The organism is Streptomyces sp. NPDC094147, assembly GCF_044764265.1.
Classification (GTDB): Bacteria; Actinomycetota; Actinomycetes; order Streptomycetales; family Streptomycetaceae; genus Streptomyces.
In genome coordinates, this window is record NZ_JBIWHT010000011.1 from 164,724 (window position 1) to 179,205 (window position 14,482).

Annotated in this window: 12 protein-coding genes; 8 read left to right on the forward strand and 4 right to left on the reverse strand. The window is 68.6% G+C overall.

The features are described from left to right. Positions 1-14: 14 nt before the first annotated feature. Genes dpgC through ACIQ8J_RS18990 form a run of 4 tightly spaced genes read right to left on the reverse strand, consistent with a single transcriptional unit; the run spans position 15 to position 4,333 of the window. Positions 15-1,355 carry a (3,5-dihydroxyphenyl)acetyl-CoA 1,2-dioxygenase DpgC gene (gene dpgC / locus ACIQ8J_RS18975; protein ID WP_403273152.1) on the reverse strand — a complete coding sequence of 447 codons (1,341 nt, stop codon included), beginning with the start codon at positions 1,353-1,355 and terminating at the stop codon, positions 15-17. Then, the gene (gene dpgB / locus ACIQ8J_RS18980; RefSeq protein ID WP_403273150.1) at positions 1,352-2,068 is read right to left on the reverse strand and encodes an enoyl-CoA-hydratase DpgB; all 717 of its coding nucleotides are present in this window, start codon (positions 2,066-2,068) and stop codon (positions 1,352-1,354) included. Before dpgB ends, dpgC begins: the two co-directional genes overlap by 4 nt. A 22-nt stretch (positions 2,069-2,090) precedes the next feature. Continuing rightward, entirely contained in the window at positions 2,091-3,149 is a 1,059-nt protein-coding gene (gene dpgA, locus ACIQ8J_RS18985) for a 3,5-dihydroxyphenylacetyl-CoA synthase DpgA (protein WP_403273148.1), read from the reverse strand. Positions 3,150-3,175: 26 nt separating this feature from the next. Next, on the reverse strand, positions 3,176-4,333 hold the full coding sequence (locus ACIQ8J_RS18990; RefSeq protein WP_403273146.1) for a glycine amidinotransferase: 1,158 nt from the start codon (positions 4,331-4,333) through the stop codon (positions 3,176-3,178). 693 nt (positions 4,334-5,026) lie between these two features. On the opposite strand from ACIQ8J_RS18990, the gene ACIQ8J_RS18995 reads away from it, so the two are divergent. The 8 genes from ACIQ8J_RS18995 (at position 5,027) to ACIQ8J_RS19030 (ending at position 14,447) form a co-directional block, all read left to right on the forward strand. Continuing rightward, the gene (locus ACIQ8J_RS18995; protein WP_403273145.1) at positions 5,027-5,926 is read left to right on the forward strand and encodes a 2-oxoglutarate and iron-dependent oxygenase domain-containing protein; all 900 of its coding nucleotides are present in this window, start codon (positions 5,027-5,029) and stop codon (positions 5,924-5,926) included. A 164-nt stretch (positions 5,927-6,090) separates the two neighbouring features. Continuing rightward, positions 6,091-7,443 (forward strand): DUF6002 family protein, encoded by a 1,353-nt coding sequence (locus ACIQ8J_RS19000; protein ID WP_403273143.1) that lies wholly within the window; start codon positions 6,091-6,093, stop codon positions 7,441-7,443. 262 nt (positions 7,444-7,705) lie between these two features. After that, positions 7,706-8,983, forward strand: coding sequence for a hypothetical protein (locus tag ACIQ8J_RS19005; RefSeq protein WP_403273141.1), 1,278 nt, complete (start codon positions 7,706-7,708; stop codon positions 8,981-8,983). Positions 8,984-9,034: 51 nt separating this feature from the next. Continuing rightward, positions 9,035-9,958 carry a TauD/TfdA dioxygenase family protein gene (locus tag ACIQ8J_RS19010; protein ID WP_403607873.1) on the forward strand — a complete coding sequence of 308 codons (924 nt, stop codon included), beginning with the start codon at positions 9,035-9,037 and terminating at the stop codon, positions 9,956-9,958. Positions 9,959-9,971: 13 nt separating this feature from the next. Next, positions 9,972-11,027, forward strand: a complete 1,056-nt coding sequence (locus tag ACIQ8J_RS19015) for a methyltransferase (protein WP_403273139.1) — start codon at positions 9,972-9,974, stop codon at positions 11,025-11,027. A 351-nt stretch (positions 11,028-11,378) separates the two neighbouring features. Next, on the forward strand, positions 11,379-12,458 hold the full coding sequence (locus tag ACIQ8J_RS19020; protein WP_403273137.1) for a hypothetical protein: 1,080 nt from the start codon (positions 11,379-11,381) through the stop codon (positions 12,456-12,458). A gap of 151 nt (positions 12,459-12,609) precedes the next feature. Next, the gene (locus ACIQ8J_RS19025; protein WP_403273136.1) at positions 12,610-13,707 is read left to right on the forward strand and encodes a hypothetical protein; all 1,098 of its coding nucleotides are present in this window, start codon (positions 12,610-12,612) and stop codon (positions 13,705-13,707) included. A gap of 323 nt (positions 13,708-14,030) precedes the next feature. After that, the gene (locus ACIQ8J_RS19030; protein ID WP_403273135.1) at positions 14,031-14,447 is read left to right on the forward strand and encodes a nuclear transport factor 2 family protein; all 417 of its coding nucleotides are present in this window, start codon (positions 14,031-14,033) and stop codon (positions 14,445-14,447) included. Positions 14,448-14,482 lie beyond the last annotated feature (35 nt).

Sequence of the window (14,482 nt, forward strand, 5' to 3'; positions counted from 1 at the left end):
CTGCGCGGACTCCCTCACGGTCGGTCCCAACGGTGCTCGATGCGGGCCAGTACGTCCGCACTGTAGATGCGCTCCGCCTGCACCACCGCGAACTCGGCCAGGTAGCAGCGGAGCAGCTCCCACGGCTCGTCGGCCAGGGCCAGCATGGCGCGGTTGGCCGCCACCGCGGGGCCGGCCAGCTCGGTCACGGCTCGCTCCACGGCGTCCGTCAGCCGGTCAGCGGGAACCACCTCGTCGCAGAGCAGTTCCGCGCCCGCCTCCCCGGCCCGCAGCCGGAGCCCGGAGAGCAGCACCTGCCGCGCCATGCGGGCGCCGGTGAACCGGGGAAGGCGCAGGTTGCTCAGGCCGGGCACGATGCCCTCCTCCGCCGCGGGCAGGCTGAAGTACGCCCCTTCCTCGGCCAGCACCCGGTCCACGACGAGCAGGAGTTGCATGCCGCCGCCGATCGCGAAGGCGTCCACGGCCGCCACCCAGGGCTTGTGCACGGCGGCCGGTTGCCGCCGGCCCGTGTCCGAGGTCAGCAGGCCGTGGGCCAGTTTGTTGACGTACCCGAGTTCCCGGCCGAGAAGGAAGTCCTGATAGGAGATCGAGCCGTTGCGCAGGTCTTTGAGGTTGATTCCGGCGCTGAACACGCGGCGCCCGGCGTAGCGCGGGTGGTCGACCCGGCCGCCACGCAGCACCCCCACACGTACGCGGTCGTCCAGCAGCGTCAGGTCCACCGCGGTTTCCAGGTCGGCGATGAGCTGGTTGTCCTCGGCGTTGAGGCAATGGCTGTTGTGAAAGGTGACATGTGCGGCGGCTCCGCGGCGCTCCACCACCACGGTCTCCAGTTCCAGGAGGTCCTGGCGACGGAAGCTGTCGAGCAGGGCGAGTGAGCCCGGGGCCGGGTGGAGCATGGTCGCGATCAGGTGGGCTCCGGCTGCCGGCGAACGCAGCAGGGCCCCGAAGAAGATACCCAGGTCGATCTCGTGCCCTTCCTTCTCCGCCTGGATGTGTCCGCGGTCCTCGGCGAGCTGGGCCGCGGTCGGCACCAGCCCCGGGAAGTGCGCCTGTGCTTGCCGTACCAGGTCCGGCAGCCGCCGCTGAAGCGTGCCGCCGTCGGTCAGCACGTCGTACACCTGTGGTGCGTGCCGTGCCAGGAAGGAGTGCCGGGCGGTGCGGCGCGCCTCATGGAGCGCCGCGGCCCGGTCCGTCTGCTCGCAGTCGCGGGCCGGACGGGGCGGCAACAGACTCAGGAACCCGTCGGCCTGGTCGGCGTAGTGCTGCAACTCCTTGTGATCCGCGGTGAGTTGACCGGTGGACGTGGGGGGCGGCGGCAGCGGAATGGCCGGGGACACCGGTGCGTCGGACGTCACGCCTCCCCCCTGTCGTGGCTGCGGACCTCGGCCAGCCGACGTAACTCCCGGTCGCAGGCGGCCAGATGGGCACCCAACGCGTCGTGGAACTCGGCCGCGGGCGCTTCGAGGAGCAGTTGCCGCCGCACGGCCAGCTCTCGGTCGGAGATCCGTCCCATCATGACGACGGCGGTGTGGGCCGCCGCCGCCAGGTTGTCGCTGAGCTGGTCGACGAGACCGAGCTCATGCGCCCGGCCGGCGTCCAGGTCATCGCCCCACAGCACGATCTGCCGGGCTCGGGCGGCGCCGAGCTGCTGGGCAAGCCGGTACACCGCCATGCCGGGCCAGAAATGTCCGTCGTTCACGGGCAGCATCAGCAGCAGGCCCGGATCGGCGATCCGGAAGTCACTGGCGAGGAGCAGGTCCAGCGCCGGTCCCCCGCAGACACCGGCGGCGGTGCTGACGATCATCGCCGGCAGCCGTTCGAGGCGGCGCACCGCACGCTCCCAACGGTTGACGTCCTGCACATCGGCCGGTGCGGGCGGCCAGGCCCGGCTGTCGGCCGGTACCGGCAAGAGCTGGAGCCGCAGCACGGTGTGGTCCGCCCGCTGCTCCACCCGATCGCACGCCGCGTTGAGCCTCACGGTCAACTCCGGCAGCGGATGCGTGCCGTCCACATCCACCCGCAGTCCCAGCTCGTCCGACACCTGCTCCTGCTCGCTGCTCGGCGGCATCGCCGCGCCTCCCTACTGGCCGTCACCATCGTGCGAGGGCCATTTCTATGGTCGATCCCGGTCCCATCGTCATCAGGACTCCGATGTCTCCCCGCGTCACCGTCTCCTCGTCGACCAGCCGTTGGTAGGAGAAGAGGAAGGAGCCGCTGGACAGATTGCCGTGGTCGCGCAGCACCGCGGTGGTGTGCCGGACGTCATGCCGGCTCAGGCCGAGGTTGACGCGCACCGAGTCCACGACCTTCTTCCCGCCGGCGTGCACCACCCAGTGACTCACTCCGGAGCGGGCCACTCCTGTCCCCGCCAGGAGCCGTTCCAGAACCTCTTCCGCGTGGGCGCCGACCACGTAAGGGACTTGGGCATCGAGGACGAAGCTGAACTTGTGCTGCTGCTCGTCCCAGACGTAGCGCATGGCCTCCACCGCCTCGGGGATGGTCCGGCTGCCGAAGCGCATCAGTTCAGGTCCACGGGACGAGGGGTCCGGGTCGCCGGTGGTCACCGCGACGGCTGCGGCCCCGTCGCCGAAGAGGCTGTTGACCACGGCGGTGCGCCGGGTGCCGTCGAAGACGTAGGCCGCCGAGCACACCTCGATGCACACCATCAGTGCCAACTCGCCCGGGTGGTACCGGGACCACCCGGCCACCGAGGCCAGCGCGTTGAGCCCGGCGTGGCACCCCATCCCCACGACGTCCAGACGAGAGCAGGTGGTGCTCAGTCCCATGTCCTTGAGCAGGAGCGCGGAGAACCCCGGGGTGAGGAAGCCGGTCGAGGTGACACAGCACAGGTGGCGTACGTCCCTCACGTCCTGCCCGCTGTCGGCCAGACAGGCGAGCACCGCCTCCCGGCCCAGGCGCAGACCCTCGGTCGTGTGCTTGGCCAGGAGTTCGCCTTGGGTTTCGGCCGCGGCGGTGCGGTCGGGGAGCAGCGGCGGCAGGGTCAGGCCGCGCCGCTCAATGGTGCTGTTCAGGAAGATCGAGCGGATCGACGGATCGGTGACACCGAACATCTCCAGGAGTTCCGGCTGGTTGTAGGAGACCGGCGGCACCGCGGTTCCGACGCCGGTGATCCGAGTGTGGGCGGGCATGCGGTCTCCTCCTGGGCGCGCTCCCTTCAGGACAGGTAGTCCTCGGCTCCCCCCTGGCGCACCGTGTCCAACGTGAAGCAGTGGAATCCGCCGCCGAACAGCCGGCGGTGCCGGTGGCGCACCGGGACCACTGTGTACCCGTGCTTCTCCAGCGTCCGCATCAGCTCCGGGCAGGCATCGTTGACGAGTACCGTCTCCGGCGACACCGACAGCACGTTCAAGTCGATGAAGGGGCTGGCGAGGACCAGGTCGTCATCGTCGTACGCCGGGAAGTGGTTGCCTTCCGGGGCCGGCGGAACGATCAGATCCCACGAACGCAGCCGTTCAGGCAGTTTGTCGCGTACGGAAGGCGACCGGACGAGCAAGGTGCCTGGCCGCAGCGCGAGCACCATGCTGTCGATGTGGCTGTCGCTGAGCCGGTGCACCCGGTGGAAGCGGAAGCGGCCCGACAGATGGCGCTCCAGCCAGTCGCAGCCCATCGCGTGGTTGGCCGTGGAAATGTTGACGACCAGATCGCGGCCGAGCCGAAGCACCTGCGCGCCGTCGAACATCATCTCGGTGCCGACGTCGTAGCAGGAGGTCCGGGGATCGGCGATGGGCTCGGTCGGTCCGCCCACGGTGCTGACGCGCGCGTAGGACAGATCGAAGGACGCGTCGGTCATCAGCGGCCGCGGCATCACCGTCCAGCGGGCGCCTTGATCGAAGTACCGCTGGAATACGGGCTTGAGGAACTGGGTCTCGAAGTAGCGGGAGCGGATCATGGGCGGGGTCTCGATGATCTCGTCTCCGAGAATGAGCGTGTTGTCCCGGACGTTGAGCGGGGGCACCACGGACGCGCTCCAGCCGGGAGTGCGCACCTCCACGGTCGTGGCGTCCACGTCCATGGGGCGGTGCACGGTGACGCCCAGCGTGGTGAGCGCGTGGACGATGCCGTCCAGGTCCTCGTTCAGTTCCTCCACATAGCGTTGCTTGATCGGCGCCGTGCCGCTGGGTGCCGGCTCGGCGCTGCCGCCGGAGGTCAAGCGGGGGTAGTACCACTCGGAGCGTGAGGAGTTGTCGCCGGCGATGTTGTCGTGGAAGAAGAGGTCGAAGGACAACTCACGCTGATGTGACGTGTAGTTCATCGCGGAGCCGACCACCACCTCCTTGAGCGGCGACCATTCGTCGAAGCTGTTGAGCATCATCGGGTGCTCCATCGATCGTCGTCATGAGACTCATCGGCAGCCTGACTGAAGGAACGGCCGATGCCGTCGGGCGCTGGGAGTTCACCCCCCGTGCACCGCGCGTACCGTGGCTCGTCCGTCAGGGGCCGGAGAGGACTTCTGATTCTGCCCGGTGTATTTCAGTGTTGGACACGTACCAAACGAAGGGAACACCCGGGCCGTCGGCCCGTACGGCACTTTCGGCCATATCCGGCGCCTCCTCCGGCCGCTCCGGGCTCTCTTGATCTCCTCCCTGGAGTATCAGAGGAGCAGGATGAAATGCGGCTGTCCCACCTGCCGTCATTTCGAGTCGACAATTGACCGATCCCGGGCGCCCGCAAGCTGTCTGAAACTCGTTCCCGGGGGGTTGTGCGTGTTGTGTGACGACCCAGAAGATGAACCGGCTGATTCGCGCGTCGATGCGAATCGCGGCTACGGCCACCACGGTTGTTCTCTGCAAGGTCCTACCCAACGTCGAAGGCTCGAAGCCGGCACGGGTTCGCAGCACAGCGTTGGTTCACGGCACCGAATCGATCTTTCACGCACCTGTCCGCGTCTGCGCGGATCCCTGCCGCGATGCGGGTCGTCGCAGGCGTCAGGCTCCTGGGCGGACCAGTCGGCATACGGTCTGCCAATCGATCACCAGGCGAGAGGACACACGGGGTGGTACCGCACGTGGAACTGCCGGGACACCCGGCCGGCTGGACCTCGAAGGAACGGGAGGCGGTCGCCGACGCGATCGGCGGCATCTGCCGGCGCGAGGGCTACTTCTTCGTTCACAACCACGGTGTGCCCGCGGGACTTGTCAAAGAGGTCTACGACGAGATGCGGCGGTTCTACCAGCTGCCCCTGGAGGAGAAGAGCAAATACGACGCCGCCGAGGAGTCTCAGTTTCTGGGTTATCGCGGGCTCGGCAGAGAGAGAAGCCGCACCCATAGCGGAGCCGAGGCCTGTGAGCAGTACCGGATCGGCAACGTCACCGATGACCTCGCCATGCCGGACTCCGTGGACTTCTATCACGAGCACTTCCCGAAGTCTTTGGAACTCTTCGGCCACCTGACGCAGATGGGCGACGGAATTCTCGCCGCCTGCGCCCTGGACTTGGGGCTGGATGAGGACTCGTTCACGGGATATCTGGGCGCGCCGCTGCACCGCCTCGGCCTCAACTTCTACGGCGCGAGCCATTTGTCCCGCGTCGGTTCGAAGGTGAACTACGCGATGTCGCCGCATATCGACCTGTCCCTGCTGACCATCCTCGACCAGGACGAACCAGGCCTGGACGTACGGGATCCGGACGGGACGTGGCTGCAAGTCCCCGCCATTGAGGGCGCGTTGTTCGTCTTCCTCGCCGACTACGTACAGCGCTGGTCGAACGGTCTGCACCGGGCCGCTCCGCACCGCGTGAGCGCGGTCAGCCGCGACCGTATGTCGATCCAGTACAAGCACCGGCCCGACTACGGCGTCGTCGTCGCCCCGTTGGACACCCTCATCGGTCCGGGCGACCTGCCCAAGTACGGACCACTCGACACCGGTTCCGACTACGTGGCAGTGCTGAGGTCGATTCTCGGCAGGTGACGCACGGCCGTCCGGTGCGAAGTCGCCGATTGCCCACCGCGCCCACGGACAAGTCCCAGGGCACCTCGACGACAGGAGGTTGAGGCCACAGTGAACGGACCACACACGGGTCCCCGGCGGGTTCCCGAGGCACGCCCGTGCTGACGAATCCGAGCGCCGGGGCGGTGACACGCAATCCTGTCCTCGACCATTACCACCGACTCTCCGACATTGTGATGTCCTGCGGCCAGGAACGCACGGGTCGTCCGGACCCGGACGGCTTCCAGCCCGGTTTCGACTTCCCGGAACTGGACGACAGGACCCGCGAGTACTTTTCCGCCGCAACCGTCTCCTGGCGTCCGCTGAGGGATCTGCAAGGGCGGCGGGTACGAATGCTCGACCTGACCGGCAACCCGGCCACGCAGACCACCAAGACTCCGGCGTCCCTGCTCATCGTGGCCCGAGCCGTTGAACACGTGCGCCGCACCGGGGTGCCGGTGGTACTCGTCACCCCGACCTCCGCCAACAAGGGCACGGCACTGCGCGACGCGGTGCTTCGGGCCCTGGACCTCGGCCTCGCGGAGCCGCACCAGCTGCGGGTGGTGACGATCTGTCCGGCCGACTGCCGGGACAAGCTGCGGCGCAGCCGGCTGGCCACCGACCCCGAGCTCCGCTCCCTCAACCCCGTCCTCATCTATACGGGTCGCCAGGCCGAGGACGTCAAGCCGCTGACCCGCACGTTCGTGCACGAGTACGCGGCAGACTGGGCGCGGCGCACCGGCGGCCGGCTGTGGTTCTCGCTGGATCTGTCCAACTACATCGTGGCCGACGCCATGCGGGCTCTGTTCGAGCACGACGTCGACCCGATCGTGCCCGGCGAACCACGCCTGCACGCCCATGCCGTCTCCAGCGCCTTCGGGCTGCTCGGCTACCACACGGGCCGGGACCTGCTGGAGACCGCGGGCGAGGCCTCGTCCGCACAGCGCCCGGAGTCCTTTCTCGTCCAGCACCTGCACACCCCGGACATGGTGCTCAGCCAGCGCTTCGGCAGCTTCGACCGCCGCAACGCGCCCTCGTACGCCTGGGATCCGCAGCTGCGGCTGTACCGCCAGGACACCGAACCGTGCTTCCCCTACGCGACGGACAGCCCGAGCGAGATTCTGGATCCGACCTTCTACACCCATCGGCCGCCCACCGCGGATCGCATGAACGACATCATCGCCAAGTTCGGCGGTGGCGGAATCGTGGTGTCACGGCACGAGTGCTTGCAGCATTACCAGGCCATCCGCGATGAACTGGCCGACGCCGGGTTCTCATTGCCCGAGAAACCGGACCAACTGGCCGAGTGGTCACTGGTGATGGCGATGACCGGTGTACGCGAGGGTGTGCGGCGCGGGCTCATCGGTCCGGAGCGGACTGTGGTGATCCACGCCTCGGGCAGTTACACGCGGGGCGACTACGAGCCGTTGGAGGACGACGAGGTGCATGTGGTGCAGGACCTCGCCGACGTGGCCGCCGTCCTTGTAGGCGCCGGCTGAATGACCCTCGCACGGCTCAACCCGGTCACCGGCAGTTCCCCTGCTCGCCTGATGTGAACTCTGCCGCGCGGCACCGGCCGGGTACGGCATGTACGCGCCGTACCCAGTCGCTCCCCCGGCCGCCCGACCGCCCAAGCAGTACCTCCAGCCGCTCACCGCGTCGCACGAAAGGTTGGCGCCAGTGGAGTTGGGAACCCACCCGTGGCCCGGTGTCCCTCCCTTCCCTACAACGCACCGCAGTTCCCCGGACGACATCTGCCGGGTGCTCCGCCACGAGCTGCGCGACTGCGGAACGTGGCTGCACGTCCAGCCGGTCCCCCTGGAGCCGTTCGCGGTCTCCCGGTCCGCCTACGACGAACTGTTTACCGCCGCCCGGGAGTTGCTGAACCTGCTGCGCCGGGCCGTGCTGGAGGCAGCACCCACCCGGCAGGGCAGACTCGCGGCCGTGGGCGTCAGGCCCACCGCTCACACCTTCCCGTTCTTCGTTGACGACGACGCCTTCGAGCTGCGCCACTGCGACGCCATGGCGCGCCCCGACGTGGTGATCGGGCCGGACGGCCCACGCTTCGTGGAGTTCAATGTCAGCGGAGCGTTCGGCGGCCCCACCGAGACACACGGGTTCGGGCAGGCCTGGACACGCCTGTACGGCGGCCCGGGAGGGACGCTGCCCTTCACGGTGGACGACCCGTTCGCGGCCCGCGCCGACCTACTTGAGGAGGTGTGCGCGGAACTCGCGCTGCCGAGGGCGGTGGCGTTGGTGGGAAACCGGGTGGACCGCCGCGGAGAGACAACCCGCTATTTCGACGGCGAAGCCACGTATCTGCGCGAGCGGGGTTTCGACTCCGAGGTTCTCGAACCGCACGACCTGCCGCAGAAGATCGGCCGCCCTGGCAGCTTGCGGTTCCCGCTGGCGCTGCGCTACTTCTCCCCCGGCGACTGGGTCTCGCGCGGTGAACCGCTCGGCCCCGTGCACGCCATGATTGCCGCGGGCTGCATCCTCTACCCGTCGGAAAGCAGCTACCTGCTGGCCAACAAGCGGCTGCTGGCCTGGCTGTCGGAGGGACAGCCCTGGATGTCCGACGACGACCGGCGGCTGGTCCACCGGTACGTGCCCTGGACCCGCGTCGTCCAGGAGGGCAAGGTCCAGTGGAGGGGCGATCCGGTGGACCTGCGCCAGCTCCTGACCGCACAGCGGGAGTCGTTCGTGCTCAAGCCGGCGGTGGGCATGGTGGGCCGCGGAGTGGTGCTCGGCAGTTCGTGCCCGGAACCCCAGTGGGAGGCGAACGTCACCCGGGCGTTGGGCGCCCGTGACGCGATCGTGCAGGAGTATGTGGAACCGGTCCGCTACCAGCTGGAGATGGTCAGGGACCCCGGCACGCCGCCGTACCGCGTCGCGGTTGCCCCGGTCCTGAGTCCGCTGCTCTTCGGCGGCCGGGCGGGCGGGGTGTACGCGCGCTACTACCCGGACGGACGCGGCGGGGTGATCGGTGTGGCCCAGGGCGGCGCGATGGAGAACGTGGTGCTCGCCGCCTCCGCCTGAGCCCTCACAGCACAGCTCGAATCCATGGGAACGAGGAGGTGGCTGAGCCACATGTCGGACGGTACGTGGAGAATCGATCGACTCACCGGGAGCATAGGCGCACAGTTGTCGGGGCTCGACGTCCGCCGGGCGGGGTCGGCCGACACGGCCCGGCTCCGCGAGCTGGTCACAGAACACGGCGTGCTCTTCCTGCGCGGCCAGCCGGCCGACCCTGCGGCTCTGGCCGACTTCGCCGCCCTGCTCGGCGACGCGCTGCCCGCCCACCCGCTCAAACACGGGCTGCCCGACCACCCCGAGGTGCTGGCGAACCAGACGGGGAACGTGCGCCCGCAGGACACACGCTGCCGGGACGCGCACAACAGGCACGGCACCAACTGGCACGTGGACGGCACTTTCGTCCGCGAGGTGCCCACATACTCGCTTCTCCAGGCTGCACGCGTGCCGCAGGTCGGCGGCGACACCCTCTTCGCCGACCTGGCGGGGGCCTACGCCGCGCTGTCACCGCCCTTGCGTACCCTCGCGGACGGCTTGAGCTGCCGTCACGATGTGCGCCGCCTGTACGCGGAGTGGCTCGCGCCGGACGCCGACCCGCTCCAGCGCGAGCGGCTGCTGGCCATGCCCCTGGTGAGCCACCCTCTCGTCGCCGTCGACCACGGCGCCGACGGCCGCCGCTCCCTGATCCTCAACCCCAACTGCGTAACCACGATCGAGGGCCTGTCCGACCTGGAGGGCCACACCCTGCTGGAACTGTTCATGCATCACGCCCTCGTTCCGGAACGGACGGTGCGCTGGAGGTGGGCCGTGGGTGACATCGCCGTGTGGGACAACGTCCGTCTCCTGCACAACTATGTGCTGGATCACGGCACTTCCGACCGCCTGATCCACCGCGCCCTGGCCGGTTCGAGGCCGCTGACCGGCGTGAGTTCCAAAAGCCATGAGATAGCCCCGACCTCGGACATGCCGTACAGCCGATGAGGATCCTGCCGCGATGAACTCTCCGCCCGACCACTCGGACAAGGTGCCACCGGACTCGGTCCTTGAGCGCTTCCACCTCCTGGTGAACGCACCGGCCCTCTTCAACGCCCTGGCCACCGCACTGGAACTGGACCTGTTCACCACCCTGTCGGGACGGCCTTCGTCGTTCGACGATCTGCGAGCCGCCACCGGACTGCCACCGCACTCTCTGCGCGTACTGCTGCATGCCGTCTGCACCACCGGACTGCTCGAACGGCACGATGGCCAGTACCAGAACTCTCATGTCGCCGAGGACATGCTCACCGGCGACAGCCCCGACAGCTGGCGGCACATTCTGATCGGCTGGCGAGAGGTGTACTACCCCGCCTTCACCCACCTGACCGACGCGCTCAGAGCCGGTACGAACACCGCCCTGGACGCGTATCCGGGCAGCGAGCCGACGCTCTACCAAAGGCTCCCGCACAGACCCGAATTGGAGCTCGTCTTCCACCGCGCCATGACCGCCTTCACCCTGCGCAGCGTGGACGCGCTGGTGGACAGCGGCCAGTTCGCCTCAGTGCGTCGGCTGCTCGACGTGGGCGGCGGCGACGGCACCACCAGCGGTCGGCTCGTCGCGCGCCACCCGGAACTGACCTCGACCATCTTCGACATTCCGAGTGTGTCGCGCATCGCGGAGCGGACCATCGCACCGGACTTCGCGGGCCGGATCACCATCCACCCGGGCGACCTGTTCGCCGACCCCTTCCCGGCGGGCGCCGACACCGTGCTGTTCAGCCACGTACTGGAGATCTTCTCCCCTGAGCAGATCACCGCTTTGCTGGTGAAGGCCCACGACGTCCTGCCGGCCGGTGGACGGGTCCTGATCTACGGATACAACGCCTCGGACGACGAGACCGAGGGCTGGTACTCGGCCCGCCTCTCGCTCTACCTCAATGCCCTGGCCAGCGGTCAGGGCATGGCGTACCCGTCGTGCGATTACGAAGAGTGGCTGCGACGGGCGGGGTACCACCAGGTCCGCACCCTCAGGGGCTTTCCTTACGAACACGGCTTGCACATCGGGGTGAAGTGAACCGCCCAGCCGCTCGCCCTGGTTGACGGCATCCCTCCCGCCGCCCCGGGGCGGCGGCCGCCCGCGAGCCGGTCGTGACCTCCCTATGTGCCCCCGCACAGCCGCCAATCCCCTCGCTTGTGCGATACAACAGGAGACTTTCTCCTCGCATCTGCGGCAGAGTGACCGCTCGACAAAGGCGCCGGCGGGGCCTCACCGCGCCGGCCCTGATGTGCTCGAACTGCCGGGTGGCTGTGGGGTCTTCGCGACTCAGGGGCGTCAAGGACATCACTTCCCCTCCTTCACGTCGCTGCTTGCGGACCGCGCTGCCGTGCCGCGTTCACCACGTAGCGATGACAGAGGGAGAATCGGATGGGCAAGAAGGTCCTGTGGCGCTCCGCCGCAGGGAAGGCGCTGATGCTGGGCGCCCTGCTGGTCGTGGCGGTGCCGGGAAGCGCCTACGCCAACACCGTGAGCGTCACCGTGAAATCCCCTGGGGCCACCAGCGGCCCGACCACCATCGACTCCGAGATCTCGACCCACGCGGACTGCGGCAGCGGCCTCATTTCCGGCGGCGGGGTCAACCAGGCCATCGGCACCGGCGCGGGGCTGAACGGCAACCACGTGATGGGCACCTCGCCCAGCCCCGACGGCACCACCGAATACACCGGCACCACCGGGGTCGTCGGCACCGACGTGACGCACTGGCTGGCCATCGGCGGAAGCGGGGGCCAGGTCAACTCCTCGTTCTCCACCACCCCCTACGCGATGTGCTTCACCAGCAACCTGATCAACCACACCCAGGTCGTCATGAACAAGGTCAACGCACCCACCACGGCGACGACGGTGGGCCTCGTCACGGCGAGCTGCCCGGTCAACACCCGCCTGATCGGCGGCGGCGCCCGCACCACCCCGGCCAGCGTGGGCAACTTCAAGGTGATCGCCAGCTTCCCCACCTTCAACGACTCCGCACACGACTTCGGCAAAAAGGCCGCGGCCGACGGAGACTCCAACCCCGACTCCTGGACCGCCGTCGGGTGGGACGCCGGCGCCGGCAACACCAGCAACGAGACCTACGCCTACGCGATCTGCAGCGGAAACGGCATCAGCGTCAGCGGCGCCACGGTGAAGGTCCGCCACAGCGAGGTGAGCGGCCCGACCACCGGGAGCACCGGCCAGACGGCGACCGTCGGCTGCGGCACCGGGGACGGGAACCTGATCAGCGGGGGCGCGGCCATCAGCGGTGGCAGCGTGACGACCACCGACTTCACGGGACCGGGTGCGGGCGGCGACCACCTCAACGGGAGCTTCCCGAGCGACTCTTCCGGCAACCCGGTCGGCGACGGGACCACCACGGCGGCGTACTGGACGGCCTCCACCCATACCGGAGGCCAGAGTTCGGCCAATACCCACTCCGACGTCTGGGCGCTGTGCGCAGACGACGGCGTCTGACACACCGGCCACGACGATCCGCCGACGGCCACAGCGCCGAGCACGGCACTCGTTCGAGCCTGTCCGGACATCGGTTCTTCGCTGTGGCCGACGCTGTCCGGACCACCTGCCGCACCACATTTCGACGTTGACAGAGGACAGGGAGAATCCGATGAATGGCAAGGTCCTGCGGGGTTCCGCCGCAGGTAAGGCGCTGATGCTGGGCGCCCTGCTGGTCGTGGCGGTGCCGGGAAGCGCGTACGCCAAAACCGTGAGCGTCACAGTGAACACCCCCGGGGCCGTCACTGGCCCCGCAACCCCCTTCACCGGGGTCTCGTCCCACGCGGACTGCGGCCGGGGGCTGATATCCGGCGGCGGGGTCGACCAGGCCATCGGCGCGGACGTGAGTTCCAACGGCAACCATGTGATGGGGATTGCGCCCAGCCCCGACGGCAGTACCGAATACACCGGATCACCCGGAGTCGTCGGCACCGACGTGAAGCACTGGCTCGCGTTCGGTGGCAGCGGGAGCCACAGCAGCCCCTCCTTCTCCACCACCCCGTACGCGGTGTGCTTCACCAGCCACCTGATCAAGCACACCCAGGTGGTCATGAACAAGGCCGCCGGGCCCGCAACCGGGCTGACGGACCGTCTCGTCGTGGCGACCTGCCCGGCCAACACGCGCCTGCTCGGTGGCGGCGCCCGGACCACCCCGGCCAGCGTCGGCAGCCTCAAGCCGATCGCGAGCTTCCCCACCTTCAACAACGCGGCACACGACTACGGCAAGAAGGCCGCGGCCGACGGCGAGACCAACCCCGACTCCTGGACGGCCGTCGGGGGAATCGGCGGCGGACGCGACAGCAACAACACCACCTACGCCTACGCGATCTGCAGCGGAGACCGGATCAACGTCCGCGACGTCACCACGCGCGTTCACTTCCGGGAGGTGAGCGGCCCGAGCGAGGCTGCCACGGGCCGGACGGCGACCGTCGGCTGCCCCAGCCGCCGCAAGGACGGGAGGCTGGTCAGCGGGGGTGCCGCCATCAGCGGTGGCAACGTGACGACGGCCGACTTCACGAAGACGGCTTCGGGCGGCCCCCACCTCAACGGAAGCTTCCCGAGCGATTCTTCGGGCAAGCCGGTCAGCGACGGGACCGCCGGGCCGGCGTACTGGACGGCCTCCACACACGCCGGGGGCTCGCCCTCACCGAACAGCTACACCGATGTCTGGGCGCTGTGCCTGAACATCCACCGCGAGCGCGGAGAGTAATGGGTTCCGCCGCGTGATGACAGCCGCTGACGGATGGTCAGCGGCTGGCAGCGCGCTGCCATAGTGGGGCGGACGGCGTCACAATCGCGGATACGCCGCCCGTCCCACCACGGCCACTCCACTCCCCCCGACGTGTGATCGATGTCAACCATGGGCACCCCCTAACGGCGAGCGCCAAGACGCCGCCGAGGCCGGATCGCTGTTGCTGATCAACAGTCCGGCCTGCGCCGCTGCGGGGGAACCTGATCGTTCACGGAAGCCGCCTTCCCGCAGGCGTCTCTGTGATGATGTGGCCTTCCGTGTCCGAGTCCAGGGAGGCCTCAGTGTCCCGAACGCCGCAGGAGATCTTCCAGAGTTACCTGTACGCCGGTTCCATGACCCGGAACGCCGATGCCCTTGCCGAGAACTTCACCGAGGACGCTGTCTTCGAGGCGCCGCTCATGCCCGCCGGCGCCGCATTCCCCCGGCGGTTGGTGGGTCGTGAGGAGATCCGTAGCGCCATGTCGGCGTACTACGAGCAGCAGGTGAAGGGCGGCGACCACTCACCGAACCTAGAGAAGTCCGGCTACGTACTGCACACCACCGCCGACCCCGACGTGTTCATCGCCGAGATCGACACCGTCTTCGACGGGGACGGGGACGGGGACGACGTGACTATCTCGCTGGTACAGATCTTCCGCATCCGCGACGGGAAGATCGCCCGGCTGCGCGACTACTTCGCGCCCGAGCTCATGAGCTGAGTACGTCCGAGCGGTCTCCGCCACAAGCATGCCCT

Coding starts and splice junctions, on each gene's coding strand:
- ACIQ8J_RS19010 (WP_403607873.1), top strand. CDS start 9,035: ATGTCGGACGGTACGTGGAGAATCGATCGACTCACCGGGAGCATAGGC.
- ACIQ8J_RS19020 (WP_403273137.1), top strand. CDS start 11,379: ATGGGCAAGAAGGTCCTGTGGCGCTCCGCCGCAGGGAAGGCGCTGATG.
- dpgA (WP_403273148.1), bottom strand. CDS start 3,149: ATGCCCGCCCACACTCGGATCACCGGCGTCGGAACCGCGGTGCCGCCG.
- ACIQ8J_RS19025 (WP_403273136.1), top strand. CDS start 12,610: ATGAATGGCAAGGTCCTGCGGGGTTCCGCCGCAGGTAAGGCGCTGATG.
- ACIQ8J_RS18990 (WP_403273146.1), bottom strand. CDS start 4,333: ATGATGCTCAACAGCTTCGACGAATGGTCGCCGCTCAAGGAGGTGGTG.
- dpgB (WP_403273150.1), bottom strand. CDS start 2,068: ATGCCGCCGAGCAGCGAGCAGGAGCAGGTGTCGGACGAGCTGGGACTG.
- ACIQ8J_RS19015 (WP_403273139.1), top strand. CDS start 9,972: ATGAACTCTCCGCCCGACCACTCGGACAAGGTGCCACCGGACTCGGTC.